This is a genomic window from Castellaniella sp. (assembly GCF_041677825.1).
Classification (GTDB): Bacteria; Pseudomonadota; Gammaproteobacteria; order Burkholderiales; family Burkholderiaceae_B; genus Castellaniella.
The window spans coordinates 38,917-54,275 of record NZ_JBAYPG010000013.1; the positions used below are offsets into that span (position 1 = coordinate 38,917).

Genomic DNA, 15,359 nt, shown 5'->3' on the forward strand with positions numbered 1-15,359 from the left:
TCAGTCGGGGTCGCGCACGCTTTCCAGTACGGCAGGGCCGTACGTGGCACGCTTGTGGGCACCCACGCCGCTGATGTGGCCCAATGCTTCCAGGGTCTGCGGCCGTTCCAGCGCAATCTCGCGCAGGGTGGCGTCGCTGAAGATGACATAGGCGGGCTTGCCGTGCTCCCGTGCCAGTTGCGCGCGCCACTGGCGCAGGCGTTCGAAGCACTGTCGCGCGGCAGCCGGCAGGTCTTCCGGTCGGGTGCGGGCCGTCGTGGCGCGTCGTGCACCCCTGGCACGCGCAGGCCTGTGTTCGATCGGGCGCAGCATCAGGGTGCGCTGGCCCTTGAGTACGGGGCGGCTGGCTTCCGTCAGCGCGAGGGTGCCATAGCCTTCGAGATCGACCGACAGCAGGCCCAGGGCCAGGGCCTGGCGCAGAATGCCGCGCCAGGCCTCCGCGGACAGGGTCGCGCCGACGCCGAAGACGCTCAGTGAATCATGGCCCTGCTGCAGGACCCGCCCGGTGCGCTGGCCACGCAGGATATCGATCAGGTGGCCACTGCCATAGCGCTGCCCGCGTTCGCGCCACAACCGATAGACGGTCGAGAGCAGTTTCTGCATGGCCACGGTGCCATCCCAGGCGGCGGGGGGGTCCAGGCAGGTATCACAGTGGCCACAGGGTGCTGTCGCTTCCTCGAAGTAAGCCAGCAAGGCCTGACGGCGGCAGTGCACGGTCTCGCACAGGGCCAGCATGGCATCGAGCTGGCGGACCTGGCGCCGCTGGTGCAGGTCGTCCCCCTCGGACTCGTCGATCATGCGCCTTTGCTGGATCACGTCCTGCAGGCCGTAGGCCAGCCAGGCGTCAGCAGGCAGGCCATCCCGACCGGCGCGGCCCGTTTCCTGGTAATAGCCTTCGATGGATTTGGGCATGTCGATATGCGCCACAAAGCGTACATCGGGCTTGTTGACCCCCATGCCAAAGGCGATGGTGGCGACCATGACGATGCCGTCTTCGCGCAGGAAGCGAGCCTGGTGGGCCGCGCGTACGGAGGCACTCAGGCCGGCATGATAGGGCAGGGCGGTCATGCCATGGTCGCAGAGGTATTGAGCCGTCTGCTCGACCCGCGTCCTGGAGAGGGCGTAGACGATTCCGCACGCGCCGGCATGCGAGTCACGGATGAACTCGAGCAGCTGGCGCCGGACGTCGTGTTTTTCGACGATGCGGTAACAGATGTTGGGCCGATCGAAGCTGGCCAGATACTGGGGCGCGTCCTGCAGGGCAAGGCACTGCACGATGTCGGCCCGCGTCGCTGCCGTGGCCGTGGCGGTGAGTGCCATGCGCGGCACATCCGGCCAGCGTTCGGCCAGTATGCTCAGCCCCTGATACTCAGGGCGGAAGTCATGACCCCACTGCGATACACAATGCGCTTCATCGATCGCAAACAGCGCCACTTGACCGGCAGCCATCAACTCAAGGCAGCGTGGCATGAGCAAACGCTCCGGGGCCACATACAGCAAGTCCAGCTGGCCTCGGACGAAGGCCTGCTCCACCGCCTGCGATTCGGCCAGCGTCTGGGTCGAGTTCAGGAAGGCCGCCCGGACGCCGAGTTCCTGCAGGGCGTCGACCTGATCCTGCATCAGCGCTATCAGGGGCGATATCACTACGCCCACTCCGGGGCGCAGCAGCGCCGGGATCTGGTAGCACAGCGATTTGCCGCCTCCGGTGGGCATGAGTACCAGGGCGCTGCCACCCTGGACGACGTGTTCGATGATTGCCTGCTGTTCGCCGCGAAACTGCTCGTAGCCGAAGGTCTCGCGCAGCACGTGCAGGGAGGGTGCCGTGCCTGCGGGAATCTCGACCCTCATCAGGTGCGGGCCAGATTCTTCAGTGCCTGGCGGATGCGCTCGGCTACATTCAGGCCGCTGTCCAGACCCGCCACCGCCTTGCGGGCTTCCTGGGCCGAATACCCCAGGGCCTGCAGGGCATGCAGAACATCATTGTCGGCAGAGGGCGTGGGGGCACCCCCGGCCGGGGCCGCTGTCTGCAGCCCGGGTGCATCGAGCTTGTCGCGCAGTTCCAGCAGCAATCGTTCAGCCGTCTTCCTGCCGATGCCCGGCACTTTGATCAGGCGGCCCGATTCCTGGTTCTGGATGGCATCGACCAGATCGTCGACGCTCAGGCCCGACAGCAGCGCGAGTGCGGTACGCGCACCGATGCCGGTCACCCGGATCAGGGCGCGGAACGTATTGCGTTCGGCGATCGACGCAAAACCATACAGGACATGGGCGTCGTCGCGTATCGCCAGATGGGTGTGCAGGCTGACATTCTGCCCCACTGCGGGCAGCCTGTAGAGCGTGCTCATGGGCACGTCCAGTTCATAGCCCACCCCACCCACCAGTATGCACAGGCTGGGTGGCGCAAGCTCGACCAGGGTACCTGTGAGACGACCAATCATCATGGACTCCGTGTGTTCAGGCCATCAGGCGCCCCGTGCGCAGCCTGCGGCTGCGCCGGGACAGGCTGTCCGCGGGCGTCAGGTCCTGCAGGCGCTCGGCCAGGGGGGCGCAGTGGGCGTGACAGATGGCGCAGGCCAGGGCATCGGCGGCATCGGCAGCCGGCTCGCCATCGAGTGCCAGTAGATGGCGTACCATGGCCTGGATCTGCGTCTTGCTGGCCCGGCCCGTACCGACCACTGATTTCTTGACCTGCAGCGCGGTATATTCGAACACGCTCAAGCCGCTGTCGGCCAGCGCGCAGACCGCGGCGCCGCGTGCGTGGCCCAGCAGCAGGGTGGATGCCGGGTTGACGTTCAGAAAGACTTTTTCGAGCGCGGCCACATCAGGTTTCGTGTCGCGTGCAACCTGGCGCAGATTGTCGAGGATGACCCGCAGGCGTTCGGCCAGCGGGCGCTGTGCGGGCACGGTGATCGTGCCGCTGGTCACGTACAGCAGCTGGCTGCCGTTGGTTTCGATGATGCCGAAGCCCGTACGGCGCAAGCCTGGATCCACCCCCAATATGCGCATCAGTGCCTGAAGTGCCGAAAGCCGGTGAAGACCATGGCGATCCCTCGCTCGTTGGCGGCAGCGATGACTTCGTCGTCGCGTACGCTGCCACCGGGTTGTATCACGCACGTGGCACCGGCGTCTGCCACCACGTCGAGGCCGTCGCGAAACGGAAAGAACGCATCCGAGGCCACCGCCGAGCCGTGCAGATCAAGGCCGGCATTGCTCGCCTTGATGGCTGCGATACGGGCCGAGTCGACGCGACTCATCTGACCCGCCCCAACCCCCAGCGTAGCCTGATCGCCGCAGAACACGATGGCATTGGACTTGACGTAGCGCGCGACGTGCCAGGCAAAGAGAAGGTCCTGCATCTGTTCTGCGCTGGGGGCCCGTTCGGTGACCACCCGGATGCTGGCCGGATCGGCGCTGTGATGATCGCCATCCTGCACCAGCCAGCCGCCCCCCACCCGCTTGACGTCGAAGGCATTGTGGGCGGATCCGGGCGGGATTTCGAGCACGCGCACGTTCTTCTTGGCCGACAGCACGGTCAGCGCTGCCCCGGTGAACGCCGGTGCGATCAGGACTTCGAGGAAGGGGCCGATGACGGCCTGCGCCGTGGCTTCGTCTACCGTGGCATTGAAGGCCACGATGCCGCCAAATGCCGATACGGGATCTGTCTTGAAGGCCTTCCGGTACGCGTCCAGAGCGTTGCCGCCCAACGCGGCACCGCAGGGGTTGGCATGCTTGACGATCACACAGGCCGGGGTCGCGAAATGCCGTACGGTTTCCCAGGCGGTATCGGTGTCGGCGATGTTGTTGTAGGACAGCGCTTTGCCCTGGATCTGCCGATAACTCGCCAACAGGCCGGCACCCACGGTCGGGTCGCGATAGAAGGCGGCCCGTTGATGCGGGTTTTCGCCGTAGCGCAGAACCTGGTGCCGTGGCCACTGAAATGACATGACGCGTGGCCAGGGCTCGCGCTCGGGCACCTGATCGGCCGCTGGTTCGGCTTCGGCCAGGCTGCCCAGCCAATTGGCGATCGCGCCGTCGTATGCTGCTGTATGGGCGTAGGCCTTGGCTGCGAGTTCGAGGCGCAAGGCATGGGACACCTGGTGGCCCGGGCTGTCGAGCTCGGCCAGGACCCGCGGGTAATCGGCCGGGTCGATCACGACGCAGACCCCGCCCGCCGCGGAGCCGTGGTTCTTGGCCGCAGAGCGCAGCATGGCCGGCCCGCCGATGTCGATGTTCTCGATGGCCTCGCCCAGCGTGCAGTCGGGGCGTGCCACGGTCTGTCCGAAGGGGTACAGGTTGACGACCAGCAGATCGATGGCCGGGATGTCATGCTCTGCCAGCGTACGCAGATGGGCTGCGTCGTCGCGCCGGGCCAGCAGCCCCCCGTGGATGCGCGGGTGCAGGGTCTTGACCCGGCCGTCGAGAATTTCGGGAAAGCCGGTGTGATCTGCGACTTCGGTGACCTGGAGACCGGCTTCGCGCAACAGGTGTGCGGTGCCGCCGGTTGAAAGCAGTGTGACCCCACGCTGGGCCAGTGCCAGGGCAAAGTCGACGATGCCTGATTTGTCGGATACGGAGATCAGGGCGGTCTGTGTGGTCATGATAGGGCGATGTACTCGGGAAGAAGAAAGGGTCAATCGGAGATCTGGTGAACCAGGAGCTTCTTGCGCAAGGTGCCGCGCGTGATGCCCAGCATGTCTGCGGCCCGGGTCTGGTTGCCGGCGGTCCGCTCCATGGCGACCTGCAGCACCGTGCGCTCGACACAGCGGTTTACCATGGCCAGCATGTCGTGGGGCGCAGAATCGCCCAGGTCGGCAAAATAGCGCTCCAGCTGGTCGCGTACGGCTTGTTCCAAGGGGGTTGTGGTGCTCATTTCCAAGAACGGTTTCAATGCAGGGTTGTCTCAGGAATGGCTGCCTTTTCGGCGGCCTGTTGGTCGAACCAGCGGCACAGGGTACGGGCCTGCGCATCGGTGCTGTCCAGTGTCATGATACCCGCGAGCAGGGGCCGGGCTTCGGGCAGGCCCGACAGGTACCAGCCAATGTGCTTGCGTGCCGTACGTACACCGACCTGTTCGCCATAAAACGAGTAGTGGTCTTCAAGATGGCCAAGCAGGAGTTCGCGCAATTCTCCGTAGGTGGGTGGCGGCAGGTGGCTGCCATGCTGCAGGTAATGGGCGATCTCCCGGAAGATCCAGGGCCTGCCCCGGGCCGCGCGGCCGATCATGACCGCATCGGCCCCGGTGACCCGCAGAACGTGCCGTGCCTTTTCGGGGCTGTCGATGTCGCCGTTGGCAATCAGCGGGATCCGTATGACGTCGCGTACGGCACGCAGCGTGTCGTATTCGGCTTCGCCCGTGTACAGATCGCAGCGGGTGCGGCCATGCAGCGCGAGCGCTGCGATGCCGCAGTCTTCGGCCAGGCGGGCGATGCGCACCGCATTGCGGTTTTCGCGATCCCACCCGGTGCGGGTTTTCAGTGTAACCGGAATCCCCAGCGGTCGGCAGACAGCGACCACGCGTTCGAGAATGCGCGCCACCAGGGCTTCGTCACGCAGCAGGGCCGAGCCGGAGGCCGCCTTGCACACCTTCTTGGCCGGGCAGCCCATGTTGATGTCGATGATGCGGGCGCCCTTGCGGATGTTGAACAGGGCGGCCTCGGCCAGCATGTCGGGGTCGGCGCCGGCGATCTGCACGGCGAGGGGATCGGGTTCGCCCGCATGGTCCAGGCGTTGTGCTGTTTTGACGCTGTGCCACAGGCGCGGGTTGCTGGCGGCCATCTCGCAGACCGCATAGGCGGCACCCAGCGCCTTGCACAGGCGCCGGTATGGCCGGTCGGTCACGCCCGCCATCGGGGCCGCACAGACCGGGTGCGGGAGGGTCCAGGGTCCTATCATCATGCCGGGCATTTTAGGCTGTTCTACCGCCGCTGGCCCTGCATGAGCTGCCGGGCCAGCGGCCTGCGCAGCATGGGCAGCAATTCGAGTGCCATCAGCCCTAGACCACAGGCATGGCGCACGGGAGCCCATTCGGACGAGAAGATGCGCGGCAGGGTGTCGGTGATGGCGATGGTCAGGCAACGGTCGAGGCGGCGTTTGTGCCTGTAGTGCTGCAGGGGCTGCGTGGGTTCGGACTGCGGGTCGGCCAGCCAGGGACCCAGGGCGTGAGCCAGCTGGGCGACGTCGCGCAGCCCCAGGTTCAGGCCCTGCCCGGCCACCGGATGCAGGGTCTGGGCGGCATTGCCCAATGCCAGCACGCCCGGTGCCAGCTGCTGTGGGCCCACGTGCAAGGCCAGCGGGAAGCTGTGGGTGTCGCCGGTGAGTTGCAGCGTCCCCAGACGCTGCCCGAATGCCGCTTGCAGTGCCTGGGTGAACCGGGCGGCCGGCATGGCGAGCAACGATTCTGCTCGTACCGGAGGCACGCACCAGACCAGGCTGTACAGTGCCGGATCGGCGGGGTGGGGCAGGAGTGCAAGCGGGCCTTCGCGGGTGAAGCGCTCGAATGCCCAGCCCGGACGTGGCTGGCCGGCACGTATCGTCGCCAGCACCGCCCGCTGCCCGTATTCGCGCTGCAGGCCGCGGGGCGGCGCGCCGTCGGACAGCAGGGCCAGGCGGGTGGTGAGCGCCTGTGCCTTCAGGGGCAGTACAACTGGTACGCCCGCCAGCGGCCTGGATGGGCGTTCGAGCAGACGCTGTACGCCGCTGTGCTCGAGCGCCTGATCCAGGCGTTCGAGCAGCTCATCGTAGCGCACCACACAGCCCAGTTCGGCGACGCCCAGTTCGGCATGGTCGATATGGGTCTGCCCTGCATGCCGGGCCTGGGAGACGTGCACGTGCGTGATGGGGGCCGCATGGGCAGGCCAGGCGCCGAGCGTCTCGAGAAACTGGCGACTGCCATGGTTGAGCGCCAGCGCGCGGGGATCGATGGTCTGGCTGGGCGGCCGGGGTGCTGGCCGTGGGCCTGCCAGCAGGATGCGTCCGGGGTCGGGTGCGTGACGTGACAAGGCCAGGGCCAGTGCGCAGCCGACAGGCCCGCCGCCCAGGATGGCGACATCGAAGTGTGTTGGGGTCATGACAGCCGGTGAGGCGTACAAAGGGCTCATTTTAGAATGCTTTACACTGACGCATCCGATATCTTCAGTATCCGCCCGTATCTTGGCAGGCATGCAGGAGTCACCTGTACCATGCGTAGAATCACTCTGAACCTGTGCATGGCGGCAGCCATGCTGGCAGGTCATGTGGCGGCTGGCGCCCAGCCCGTGGGCCTGCCGTCCATGGGTGCCGCTTCGGCCATCGAGCTCTCGCCGGCGCTCGAGCGCCTGCTGGGGCAGGCCATCATGGAGCAGGGCTACCAGGATCCCACCTATGTGGCCGATATCGACATCAACCAGTATCTGACCACACTGGGTCAGCGCCTCGCCGCGCATGCGCCACAACCGCTGGAGCAGGACATCACCGTATTTGCGGTGCGCGATCCGGCCATCAATGCCTTTGCCATGCCGGGGGGGTACATCGGCGTGAACAGTGGGCTGATGACGGCGACCGAAAGTGAATCCGAGCTGGCCAGCGTGCTGGCGCATGAAATCAGCCATGTGATGCAGCGGCATATCGCCCGTGGCCTCGAGCAGCAGTCCCGCGGCACGGGCGTCATGGTGGCCAGCCTGGTGGGCGCCCTGCTGGCGGCCATGGCCGGGCAGGGTGATCTGGCGATGGGGGTGGCGGCGTTTGGTCAGGCAGCCGTCATCGACCGGCAACTGGGGTTTTCACGCGGGGCCGAACAGGAGGCGGATCGGGTGGGCCTGCAGATGATGCGCCAGGCGGGTTTCGATCCGCGCGGCATGCTCGCCATGTTCAGGCGGCTCATGGATGCCGCGCGCCTGAACGAAGGCCAGGGGGGCGGCTATGCAGCCACGCATCCGCTCTCGATCCAGCGTCTGTCGGACATCGAGAACCGGCTGGATCGGCTGCCCGGCGCGCCGGCGGCCGCAAACCCCGAATACTGGTTCGTGCGCGCCCGTCTGGCACTGCTCCAGGCACGCGACAACATGACCCGGCAGCGGCTCGAGGAAGATCTGCGCAGCCAGGTGGCAGCGCAGCATGGGCCCCGCAAGGCCGCCGCGCTGTATGGGCTTGCGCTGCTGGCGTACGAAGCGGGCCGGCCGGGCCAGGCGCACGATTGGCTCGAGCAGGCCCGGGCCGCGCAGCTGGCGCCGCAGATCGACATGCTGGCCGTCCGGCTGGCCTTGTCGCAGGATCCCCAAGAAGCCCTCAAGCTGTCTGCAGAGGCGCTGGCCCGCTGGCCCGACAGCCAGGGTGTGGCCTACGAGCGGGCGCAGGTATTGCAGCAGATGGGCAAGTCACGCGATGCGGTGACGCTTCTGCGAGCCCTGGTGAAAAAATGGCCCCATGTGGCCGAATTCCAGAAAATGCTGGCCATGGCGCTCGAGCGCAGCGATGACGTGGTCGAGGCACACGAAGCCATGGCAACCTACTATGAACTGCGTGGCGCCCTGCCCACGGCCGTGGAGCATCTGGACCAGGCGCGCAGGCACAGCCAGGACTTCTACGCCCAATCGCGCATCGATGTACGCATTCGCGGCTTGCGCGAGCGCCTGGATGCACAGCGTTCGCTACTCGAGCCTTTCAAGCGCTGAAACCTGGCATGCTCAGTGGTGCCCGAGGGCCTTTTCGCCATCGCGCAGCGCGTATTGCGCCCCGCAATACTGGCAGCGGGCCACCCCGTTTTTCACGACCTCGATGTAGATGCGTGGATGCTGGCTCCAGAGGGGTGCCTTGGGCCCCGGGCAATAGACCGGAAGGTCTTCGGCCCCCACCCGGATGATGTCGTCTTGCCTGGTGTCTGGCGTGCTGCTCATGGTGGTTCCTTCAGACCTTGGTAAGCCAGTGGTGATATTTGGGCGTCTTGCCGGACACCGCATCGAAAAAGGCCTTCTGCAACTGCGTGGTGACTGGCCCGCGCTCGCCGATGCCGATCTGCCGGCCGTCGATTTCGCGGATGGGCGTGACTTCGGCTGCCGTGCCGGTAAAGAAGGCCTCGTCGGCAATGTAGAGGTCATCGCGCGTGAGGCGGCGGGAGGTGATCTGCAGGCCCAGGTCGGCAGCCAGCTGGTGGATGGATGCGCGTGTGATGCCCGTGAGCGCACAGGCGATGTCTGGTTCGTACAGCACGCCGTCGCGCACGATGAACAGGTTTTCGCCCGAGCCTTCGGCCACGAAGCCCTGGGTGTCGAGGAGGATGGCTTCATCGTAGCCGTGATCGAGGGCTTCGGCATTGGCCAGGATCGAATTGGCGTACGTACTGGCAATCTTGGCGCGTGGCATGGTGACGTTGACGTGCTGGCGTGCAAAAGAGGAAATCTTCACCCGGATGCCGCGTCGCAGGGCTTCTTCGCCCAGATAGGCGCCCCACGGCCATGCCGCGATGGCCACGTGCACCGAGGCGCCGCGTGGCGAAACGCCCATTTTTTCGGAGCCGTAGAACGCCACGGGCCGGATGTAGCAGGATTCGAGACTGTTGCGCCGCACGACCTCGATCTGGGCGTCTTGCAAGGCTTCGCGCGTGTACGGAATTTTCATCTGGTAGATGTGCGCCGAATTGAGCAGACGCCTGGTGTGTTCTTCGAGCCGGAAGATGGCAGGGCCATTCTGGGTCTTGTACGCGCGCACCCCTTCGAAGACGGACAGGCCGTAATGCAGTGAATGTGTCAGTACATGGGTGGTGGCTTCGCGCCAGGGCACCAGTTTGCCGTCATACCAGATGACCCCGTCGCGGTCGGACATGGACATTGCCGTCTCCTCAATTGATCAGGCGATTATTGTACCAATTGCCCGGCCTGCTGCGATGCAGGTTAAAATGATCCGTTCATGCATGCGCAGGCCCTTTTTGCCTGTGCCCTTTCCTATTCGAATGACCCAATCCCCCACCTCCGATTCCACTGAATCCACGATACCCTTCACTCAGTTTGGCCTGCATCCCGGCATCTTGCGGGCCATCCAGGATACCGGCTATGTATCCGCCACGCCCATACAGTCCAAGGCCATTCCTGTGGCACTGGCGGGGCACGACATCATGGGGGCCGCCCAGACGGGTACGGGGAAGACCGCAGCGTTTTCCCTGCCCATCCTGCATCGTCTGATGCCTTTTGCCAACACCAGTGCATCACCCGCACGGCATCCGGTGCGTGCGTTGATCCTCACGCCCACCCGCGAACTCGCAGACCAGGTGCATGCCAATGTGGCGCAGTACAGCCAGCATGTACCCCTGCGCACGGCGGTCGTGTTCGGTGGGGTCGACATCCGTCCGCAGCGCGACCAGCTGCGCGAAGGCTGCGAAATCCTGATCGCCACACCCGGGCGCCTGCTCGACCACGTCGAACAGCGCAACGTCAACCTGGGGCAGGTCGGCATCCTGGTTCTCGACGAGGCCGACCGCATGCTCGACATGGGGTTCCTGCCGGATCTGGATCGCATCATCCGGCTGCTGCCCGAAGGCCGTCAGGGCCTGCTGTTCTCGGCGACATTCAGCCCCGAGATCCGCAAGCTGGGGCGCACCTTCCTGCGTACCCCGGTCGAGATCGAGGTGGCCCGGCCCAACGCGGCGGCCGATACCGTCACCCAGATTGCCTATTGTCTCGACAGCGAGGCCAAGCGGCGTGCAGTCGTGCATCTGGTCAAGTCCCGCCACCTGAATCAGGTGATCGTCTTTTCCAACACCAAGATCGGCTGCAGCCGGCTGGCGCGTCAGCTCGAGCTCGACGGCATACGCGCCGAGTCCATTCACGGCAACAAGTCGCAGATCGAGCGCATGAAGGCGCTCGATGCCTTCAAGTCCGGTGCGCTCGAAGTCCTCGTGGCCACCGACGTGGCTGCCCGGGGTCTCGATGTGGCCGGCGTGCCCTGCGTCATCAACTATGATCTGCCGCGCAACCCTGAAGACTACGTGCATCGCATCGGCCGAACGGGTCGCGCCGGCGCCGAGGGCGATGCGATTGCCCTGTACACGCCCGACGAAGAGCGCTACCTGCTCGATATCGAAAAACTCATCAAGACGAAGATCCCGCGTGGCGACCTCGAACTGCCGCGCGAACCACGGCGCCCGGCCCGCCTGTCGGGTCGCAGGGCCAGCCGCTTCACGCCCGAAGCGCCCCTGGACGAGTTTTTCACCAGGCCCTATGAGCCGTCCGCTTCGGTCTCATCGGGCGTGGGTGAACTGGCGGCGCAGCGCGCGGCGTCGAGCAAACCCTGTGTGGGCGTCCTGCTTGGTGGCCAGCGCAAGCCGGTCGGTTGAAATCGTCCTCGGCCCGCGATAATGGGCTGCGCGCCAGGAAACGGCAGCCCGGCTGCGCGCCGGATCAGAAATCCTCGACCCGGCCCGGCCCGACATGCAGCACAGGCAACTGGCCGGCGTGTTCCAGCAGGCGTTGCAGGGCTTCGGCCATCGGGGGCTGGGGCCCCCAGAAACGGGTACCCGTGGCGTCCTGGATCAGCAAGGTCGGGAAGTCTTCCACGTCTTCGTCGCCCAGCCACTCGGGGTTGTCTTCGATGTCGACCCAGATGAAGGTCCAGTCGGCATGTTTTTGCGCCAGGCGCTCGAACAGCGTGTGCCACGCATCGCAGGTCCGGCACCAGGCCGCGCAGTAGCACACCACGCGCCGGCCTTCGTCAACCGCCAGCCGGGCGCTGAGTGCCGGTTTGTCGGTATGCGGGTTATACAGGCGCGGGTCATACAGGCTCATGATGGGATGTCCGGATTCGATGCTGCACCTGCCCGATTGTAAGGGTTTGCGCTGGCCGGGTCTGCGTGGCGCGTCCGGACTGGCGCACGACCATCCTCGTCGGCCACAGCGGCGCAGGACGACGCGCACCGGGGCCGGATCGTCCACGGCGGGGTGGCCCGGCGCGCGGCGGAGCACGCGTCCTGCATGGCGAAACCTGCGCATGGGCGGGCTTGCGCTGGTGCCGCAGTTCGTGGAAACTTCGCATCATGCCCACGACAGAAATCATTGCACATGACACGCCGGCGGGGCCTGGCTTCACCAAGGTGGGGCAGGCCTTTCGCCGGGCACTGGTCAGCCAGTTGCATCCGCGCATGCTGCTGGCTCTGCTGTTGCCATTTTTCATTGCAGTCCTGGGCGCGGTCATCCTGTTGTGGCTGTTCTGGTCACCCCTGACGCTCTGGATCGACCAGTCCATTTCGGCCTGGGGGCCGCTGGATGCACTGGACCAGTGGCTGCTGGCGCTGGGCTGGTTCTCACTCAAGCTGTGGACGCTGCCTGTGCTGGTGCCATTGATGGCTGCAGGCCTGCTGCTGCCCATGGCCGGGATCCTCGGCCTGGTGATCGCGGCAATCTTCGTGATGCCCATCGTACTGAGGCACCTCGAACGGCACGACTACCCCGGGTTGAAACGCCAGGGGCGTCATGTGACCGCGCTCGGCACCTGGAACGCGATCTGGGTCGTCACGCTGTTCTGTCTGGGCTGGCTGCTGACCATGCCCTTGTGGCTGGTGCCACCGTTTGCGCTCGTCCTGCCGGTGTTCTGGTGGGCCTTTGCCGTCAACCGCATGCTGCGCGTCGATGCCCTGATCGAACATGCGTCGGTCGCCGAGCGGCGCGTGTTGTGGCGAAGCAACAATCGGCCGCTGTGGCTGCTCGCGGGTTGTCTGTCGCTGTTGAACCTGATCCCGCTGTTCTGGCTGGTGATGCCCGTATTCTCGGCGCTGGTGTATGCCCATTTCTGTCTGGATGCCCTGCGCGAACTGCGTGCTCGAACCCTGATCGATCTCCAGGAATTTTCTCATGCAAACTGAAGTCCCTCCCCCCGTTGAAATCCCCCGCGTGCGCCTGATCATCATTGGCGATGAAATCCTGTCTGGCCGGCGTCAGGACCAGCATCTTTCGAAGTTCATCGAACTCCTGCAGAAGCGTGGCATGCGGCTGCACGGGGCAGAATTCATCTCGGATGACGAAGATGGCATCACGGCCTGCCTGCAGCGCAGTTTTGCGACCCATGATCTGGTGTTCTGCTGCGGCGGCATCGGTGCCACGCCCGATGATCGTACCCGGCAGGCGGCGGCACGGGCGCTGGGGGTGCCGCTGGCCCTGCATCCCGAGGCGGAACGCCTGATTGCGCAGCGCTGCGCCGAGATGGCGGCCAAGGGGCAGGGCACGGCCGACATGAGTGACCCTGAAAACCAGCAGCGCCTGCAAATGGGGGTGTTCCCCCAGGGTGCAGAGATCATTCCCAACAGTTTCAATCGCATTCCCGGGTTTTTCATCCACGATCACAGTTTCATGCCTGGTTTTCCGGTCATGGCGCATGCCATGATGGCCTGGACACTGGATACCCGCTATGCCCGCTGGCACCATTGTGAAGTTCGCGCAGAGTATTCCTTTCTGGTTTTCGGCCTGCCTGAATCCCGGATCACGCCCGCGCTCGAGCAGCTCGAAGTGCAATGGCCGGGCGTGCGGGTGTTCAGCCTGCCCAATGTAGGGGATCGAGGTGGTCATCCGCATACTGAACTGGGCGTGAAAGGCGCGCCCGAGGCCACTGCGCAGGCGCTCGAATGGTTGCGCGCCCAGGTCCTGGCAGCCGGAGGCCGGCTCAGCCCGCCCGCCTGAACCGGCCGGCGTGCGGGCAGGCCATGCAGCCTGTAGTGCCCCGCCCCCATACAGATCGCGACAGGGCTGACGCCGATGCATCGGCCAGCATCGTGCACCGCTGGCCGCGAGACACCCACCGACCCGGTTGTCGAGCGGTTTGTTGTCATATGGTTTGATTTTTCATATGATGGAAAAAACAAGCTGCTCATCATGCCTTATTCTTCTCTCCATGCGGGTGACCCCGCAGCCATCACCATTCAGGTTCTCGATCGGGCCATGCGCCTGCTCGATGTGCTCGCTGCGCACAACGATCCCGTCACGCTCAAGACGCTTTCCGGTGCCACGGGCCTGCACGCGTCCACGGTACACCGCATATTGGCCGACCTGTGCGTGGGGCGCTACGTCGAGCGGGTGGACAGCGGCCTGTACCGCCTGGGCATGCGCCTTCTCGAACTGGGTTCGTTAGTCAAGGGGCGCCTGGACGTGCGCACGGCCTCCATTGGCCTGATGCGCGCATTGCATCGCCAGACGGGCCAGACGGTGAATCTCTCGCTGGCTCAGGGCGATGAGATCGTCTATGTCGAACGGGCCTGGAGCGAGTGTTCAGGCATGCAGGTGGTGCGGGCCATTGGTGGGCGCGCGCCACTGCATCTGACGTCCACCGGCAAGCTGTTCCTGTCGGTCTGGGATGCGCGCAGCGTGCGCAGCTATGCCATGCGGACCGGTCTGGCGGGCAATACGCGCAACAGCATCACCCAGCTCGATCAGCTCGAGCGCGAGCTGGCGCTCGTGCGTCGCCACGGGTATGCACGTGACAACGAAGAACTGGAACTGGGCGTGCGCTGCATTGCAGCGGGGATCTACGATGACACAGATGCCCTGCTGGCGGGTCTGTCGCTTTCGGCACCCGCCGAGCGCATGCGCGACGACTGGATTCCGCTGCTCACCGACACCGCCACCCGCATTTCGTCGGCCTTGGGCCACGATGGCACGCATTGAGTTGTTGCGTCGCAACAAAAATGATTGACACCGCTTTTCTTTCATGTACAATTTCTATTGTGCAATGCAGCAATCCTGCTGCTTCAGAGAAGGGTGGCGGCCCCTGACCGACAACGTCCTTCTCGCCCACGACAAGGAGTCATCATGAGCGCTACCCAACAACCCCTGCAGGCGACCCAGAAAGCGGCCCTCGACAACCTGCTGGCCGTTCAGGAAACCTTTTTCAGCGGCTTCGAAAAGCTGGTCGATCTGAACCTGAAGGCCACCAAGGCGGCCCTTGAAGAGATCGCGCAGAAATCCAAGGATGCCATCGAGCTCAAGGATGCCCAGGAACTGCTGAGCTTCACGTCGGCGCTGGTGCGCCCCGAGCAGGCCGTGACCTACGGCAAGGATGTCTATGAAATCCTGGCCGACATCCACAGCGACCTGAGCAAGCTGGCCGATACCCACCTGAGCCAGGGTCAGCAGCAAGTGGCCGAAGTGGTCGAGCAGTTCGCCCGCAACGCGCCCACCGGCTCGGAAGGTGCGGTTGCCCTGATCAAGTCGTCCCTGGCCACCGCCACCAACGCCTATGAGTCGGCCGCCAAGGCTGCCCGGCAGGCCGCCAGTGCGGCCGAGTCGAATTTCCAGGCCGCTACGAATGCCACGCTGAAGGCCGCCACCGACGTCAGCAAGGCCGCCACCAAGGCGACCAAGACCGGCAGTCGCGCTGCCGCGGCCAACTGATGCGGCCTACCCATGCAC

Annotated in this window: 16 protein-coding genes; 6 read left to right on the top strand and 10 right to left on the bottom strand. The window is 65.2% G+C overall.

All coding sequences use genetic code 11. The features are described from left to right. The 7 genes from recQ to WCY17_RS07170 are packed head-to-tail and all read right to left on the bottom strand — an operon-like array spanning window position 1 to window position 7,067. The gene (gene recQ / locus WCY17_RS07140) at window positions 1-1,848 is read right to left on the bottom strand and encodes a DNA helicase RecQ (protein WP_372701489.1); all 1,848 of its coding nucleotides are present in this window, start codon (window positions 1,846-1,848) and stop codon (window positions 1-3) included. Further along, complete coding sequence (gene ruvA, locus WCY17_RS07145; protein ID WP_372701527.1) at window positions 1,848-2,438, bottom strand: Holliday junction branch migration protein RuvA; 591 nt, start codon at window positions 2,436-2,438, stop codon at window positions 1,848-1,850. The genes recQ and ruvA overlap by 1 nt, the downstream gene beginning before the upstream one ends. A 16-nt stretch (window positions 2,439-2,454) precedes the next feature. After that, the gene (gene ruvC / locus WCY17_RS07150) at window positions 2,455-3,006 is read right to left on the bottom strand and encodes a crossover junction endodeoxyribonuclease RuvC (RefSeq protein ID WP_372701490.1); all 552 of its coding nucleotides are present in this window, start codon (window positions 3,004-3,006) and stop codon (window positions 2,455-2,457) included. Continuing rightward, window positions 3,006-4,598 carry a bifunctional phosphoribosylaminoimidazolecarboxamide formyltransferase/IMP cyclohydrolase gene (gene purH, locus WCY17_RS07155; RefSeq protein WP_372701491.1) on the bottom strand — a complete coding sequence of 531 codons (1,593 nt, stop codon included), beginning with the start codon at window positions 4,596-4,598 and terminating at the stop codon, window positions 3,006-3,008. Before purH ends, ruvC begins: the two co-directional genes overlap by 1 nt. Window positions 4,599-4,630: 32 nt before the next feature. Continuing rightward, complete coding sequence (locus WCY17_RS07160) at window positions 4,631-4,870, bottom strand: helix-turn-helix domain-containing protein (RefSeq protein ID WP_372701492.1); 240 nt, start codon at window positions 4,868-4,870, stop codon at window positions 4,631-4,633. A gap of 14 nt (window positions 4,871-4,884) precedes the next feature. After that, complete coding sequence (gene dusB, locus WCY17_RS07165; RefSeq protein ID WP_372701493.1) at window positions 4,885-5,895, bottom strand: tRNA dihydrouridine synthase DusB; 1,011 nt, start codon at window positions 5,893-5,895, stop codon at window positions 4,885-4,887. A 20-nt stretch (window positions 5,896-5,915) separates the two neighbouring features. Next, the gene (locus tag WCY17_RS07170; protein WP_372701494.1) at window positions 5,916-7,067 is read right to left on the bottom strand and encodes an FAD-dependent monooxygenase; all 1,152 of its coding nucleotides are present in this window, start codon (window positions 7,065-7,067) and stop codon (window positions 5,916-5,918) included. 111 nt (window positions 7,068-7,178) lie between these two features. Between WCY17_RS07170 and WCY17_RS07175 the strand changes: the two genes are divergently transcribed. Further along, on the top strand, window positions 7,179-8,648 hold the full coding sequence (locus WCY17_RS07175; protein WP_372701495.1) for a M48 family metalloprotease: 1,470 nt from the start codon (window positions 7,179-7,181) through the stop codon (window positions 8,646-8,648). Between the two features lie 12 nt (window positions 8,649-8,660). Here WCY17_RS07175 and WCY17_RS07180 read toward each other — a convergent pair whose 3' ends face one another. Both WCY17_RS07180 and WCY17_RS07185 read right to left on the bottom strand, forming a co-directional pair. Further along, entirely contained in the window at window positions 8,661-8,870 is a 210-nt protein-coding gene (locus tag WCY17_RS07180; protein WP_372701496.1) for a zinc-finger domain-containing protein, read from the bottom strand. Window positions 8,871-8,880: 10 nt separating this feature from the next. Next, entirely contained in the window at window positions 8,881-9,801 is a 921-nt protein-coding gene (locus tag WCY17_RS07185; RefSeq protein WP_372701497.1) for a branched-chain amino acid transaminase, read from the bottom strand. Window positions 9,802-9,922: 121 nt separating this feature from the next. Here WCY17_RS07185 and WCY17_RS07190 point away from each other — a divergent pair, with 121 nt between their 5' ends. Continuing rightward, on the top strand, window positions 9,923-11,302 hold the full coding sequence (locus WCY17_RS07190) for a DEAD/DEAH box helicase (protein WP_372701498.1): 1,380 nt from the start codon (window positions 9,923-9,925) through the stop codon (window positions 11,300-11,302). Between the two features lie 64 nt (window positions 11,303-11,366). Here WCY17_RS07190 and WCY17_RS07195 read toward each other — a convergent pair whose 3' ends face one another. After that, window positions 11,367-11,750 (bottom strand): thioredoxin family protein, encoded by a 384-nt coding sequence (locus tag WCY17_RS07195; protein ID WP_372701499.1) that lies wholly within the window; start codon window positions 11,748-11,750, stop codon window positions 11,367-11,369. 248 nt (window positions 11,751-11,998) lie between these two features. On the opposite strand from WCY17_RS07195, the gene WCY17_RS07200 reads away from it, so the two are divergent. From WCY17_RS07200 to phaP, 4 genes are all read left to right on the top strand, one after another. Further along, entirely contained in the window at window positions 11,999-12,823 is an 825-nt protein-coding gene (locus WCY17_RS07200) for an EI24 domain-containing protein (RefSeq protein WP_372701500.1), read from the top strand. After that, the gene (locus WCY17_RS07205; protein WP_372701501.1) at window positions 12,813-13,634 is read left to right on the top strand and encodes a competence/damage-inducible protein A; all 822 of its coding nucleotides are present in this window, start codon (window positions 12,813-12,815) and stop codon (window positions 13,632-13,634) included. Before WCY17_RS07200 ends, WCY17_RS07205 begins: the two co-directional genes overlap by 11 nt. Before the next feature lie 192 nt (window positions 13,635-13,826). Next, a complete protein-coding gene (locus WCY17_RS07210; protein WP_372701502.1) occupies window positions 13,827-14,615 on the top strand; it encodes an IclR family transcriptional regulator in 789 nt (262 codons plus the stop codon). 144 nt (window positions 14,616-14,759) lie between these two features. Continuing rightward, window positions 14,760-15,341, top strand: coding sequence for a TIGR01841 family phasin (gene phaP, locus WCY17_RS07215; protein WP_372701503.1), 582 nt, complete (start codon window positions 14,760-14,762; stop codon window positions 15,339-15,341). Window positions 15,342-15,359 lie beyond the last annotated feature (18 nt).

Excerpts from the sequence above, each read along its gene's own strand:
- recQ (WP_372701489.1), bottom strand. The coding sequence starts at position 1,848 with ATGAGGGTCGAGATTCCCGCAGGCACGGCACCCTCCCTGCACGTGCTG.
- ruvA (WP_372701527.1), bottom strand. The coding sequence starts at position 2,438 with ATGATTGGTCGTCTCACAGGTACCCTGGTCGAGCTTGCGCCACCCAGC.
- ruvC (WP_372701490.1), bottom strand. The coding sequence starts at position 3,006 with ATGCGCATATTGGGGGTGGATCCAGGCTTGCGCCGTACGGGCTTCGGC.
- purH (WP_372701491.1), bottom strand. The coding sequence starts at position 4,598 with ATGACCACACAGACCGCCCTGATCTCCGTATCCGACAAATCAGGCATC.
- WCY17_RS07160 (WP_372701492.1), bottom strand. The coding sequence starts at position 4,870 with ATGAGCACCACAACCCCCTTGGAACAAGCCGTACGCGACCAGCTGGAG.
- dusB (WP_372701493.1), bottom strand. The coding sequence starts at position 5,895 with ATGATGATAGGACCCTGGACCCTCCCGCACCCGGTCTGTGCGGCCCCG.
- WCY17_RS07170 (WP_372701494.1), bottom strand. The coding sequence starts at position 7,067 with ATGACCCCAACACACTTCGATGTCGCCATCCTGGGCGGCGGGCCTGTC.
- WCY17_RS07175 (WP_372701495.1), top strand. The coding sequence starts at position 7,179 with ATGCGTAGAATCACTCTGAACCTGTGCATGGCGGCAGCCATGCTGGCA.
- WCY17_RS07180 (WP_372701496.1), bottom strand. The coding sequence starts at position 8,870 with ATGAGCAGCACGCCAGACACCAGGCAAGACGACATCATCCGGGTGGGG.
- WCY17_RS07185 (WP_372701497.1), bottom strand. The coding sequence starts at position 9,801 with ATGTCCATGTCCGACCGCGACGGGGTCATCTGGTATGACGGCAAACTG.
- WCY17_RS07190 (WP_372701498.1), top strand. The coding sequence starts at position 9,923 with ATGACCCAATCCCCCACCTCCGATTCCACTGAATCCACGATACCCTTC.
- WCY17_RS07195 (WP_372701499.1), bottom strand. The coding sequence starts at position 11,750 with ATGAGCCTGTATGACCCGCGCCTGTATAACCCGCATACCGACAAACCG.
- WCY17_RS07200 (WP_372701500.1), top strand. The coding sequence starts at position 11,999 with ATGCCCACGACAGAAATCATTGCACATGACACGCCGGCGGGGCCTGGC.
- WCY17_RS07205 (WP_372701501.1), top strand. The coding sequence starts at position 12,813 with ATGCAAACTGAAGTCCCTCCCCCCGTTGAAATCCCCCGCGTGCGCCTG.
- WCY17_RS07210 (WP_372701502.1), top strand. The coding sequence starts at position 13,827 with ATGCCTTATTCTTCTCTCCATGCGGGTGACCCCGCAGCCATCACCATT.
- phaP (WP_372701503.1), top strand. The coding sequence starts at position 14,760 with ATGAGCGCTACCCAACAACCCCTGCAGGCGACCCAGAAAGCGGCCCTC.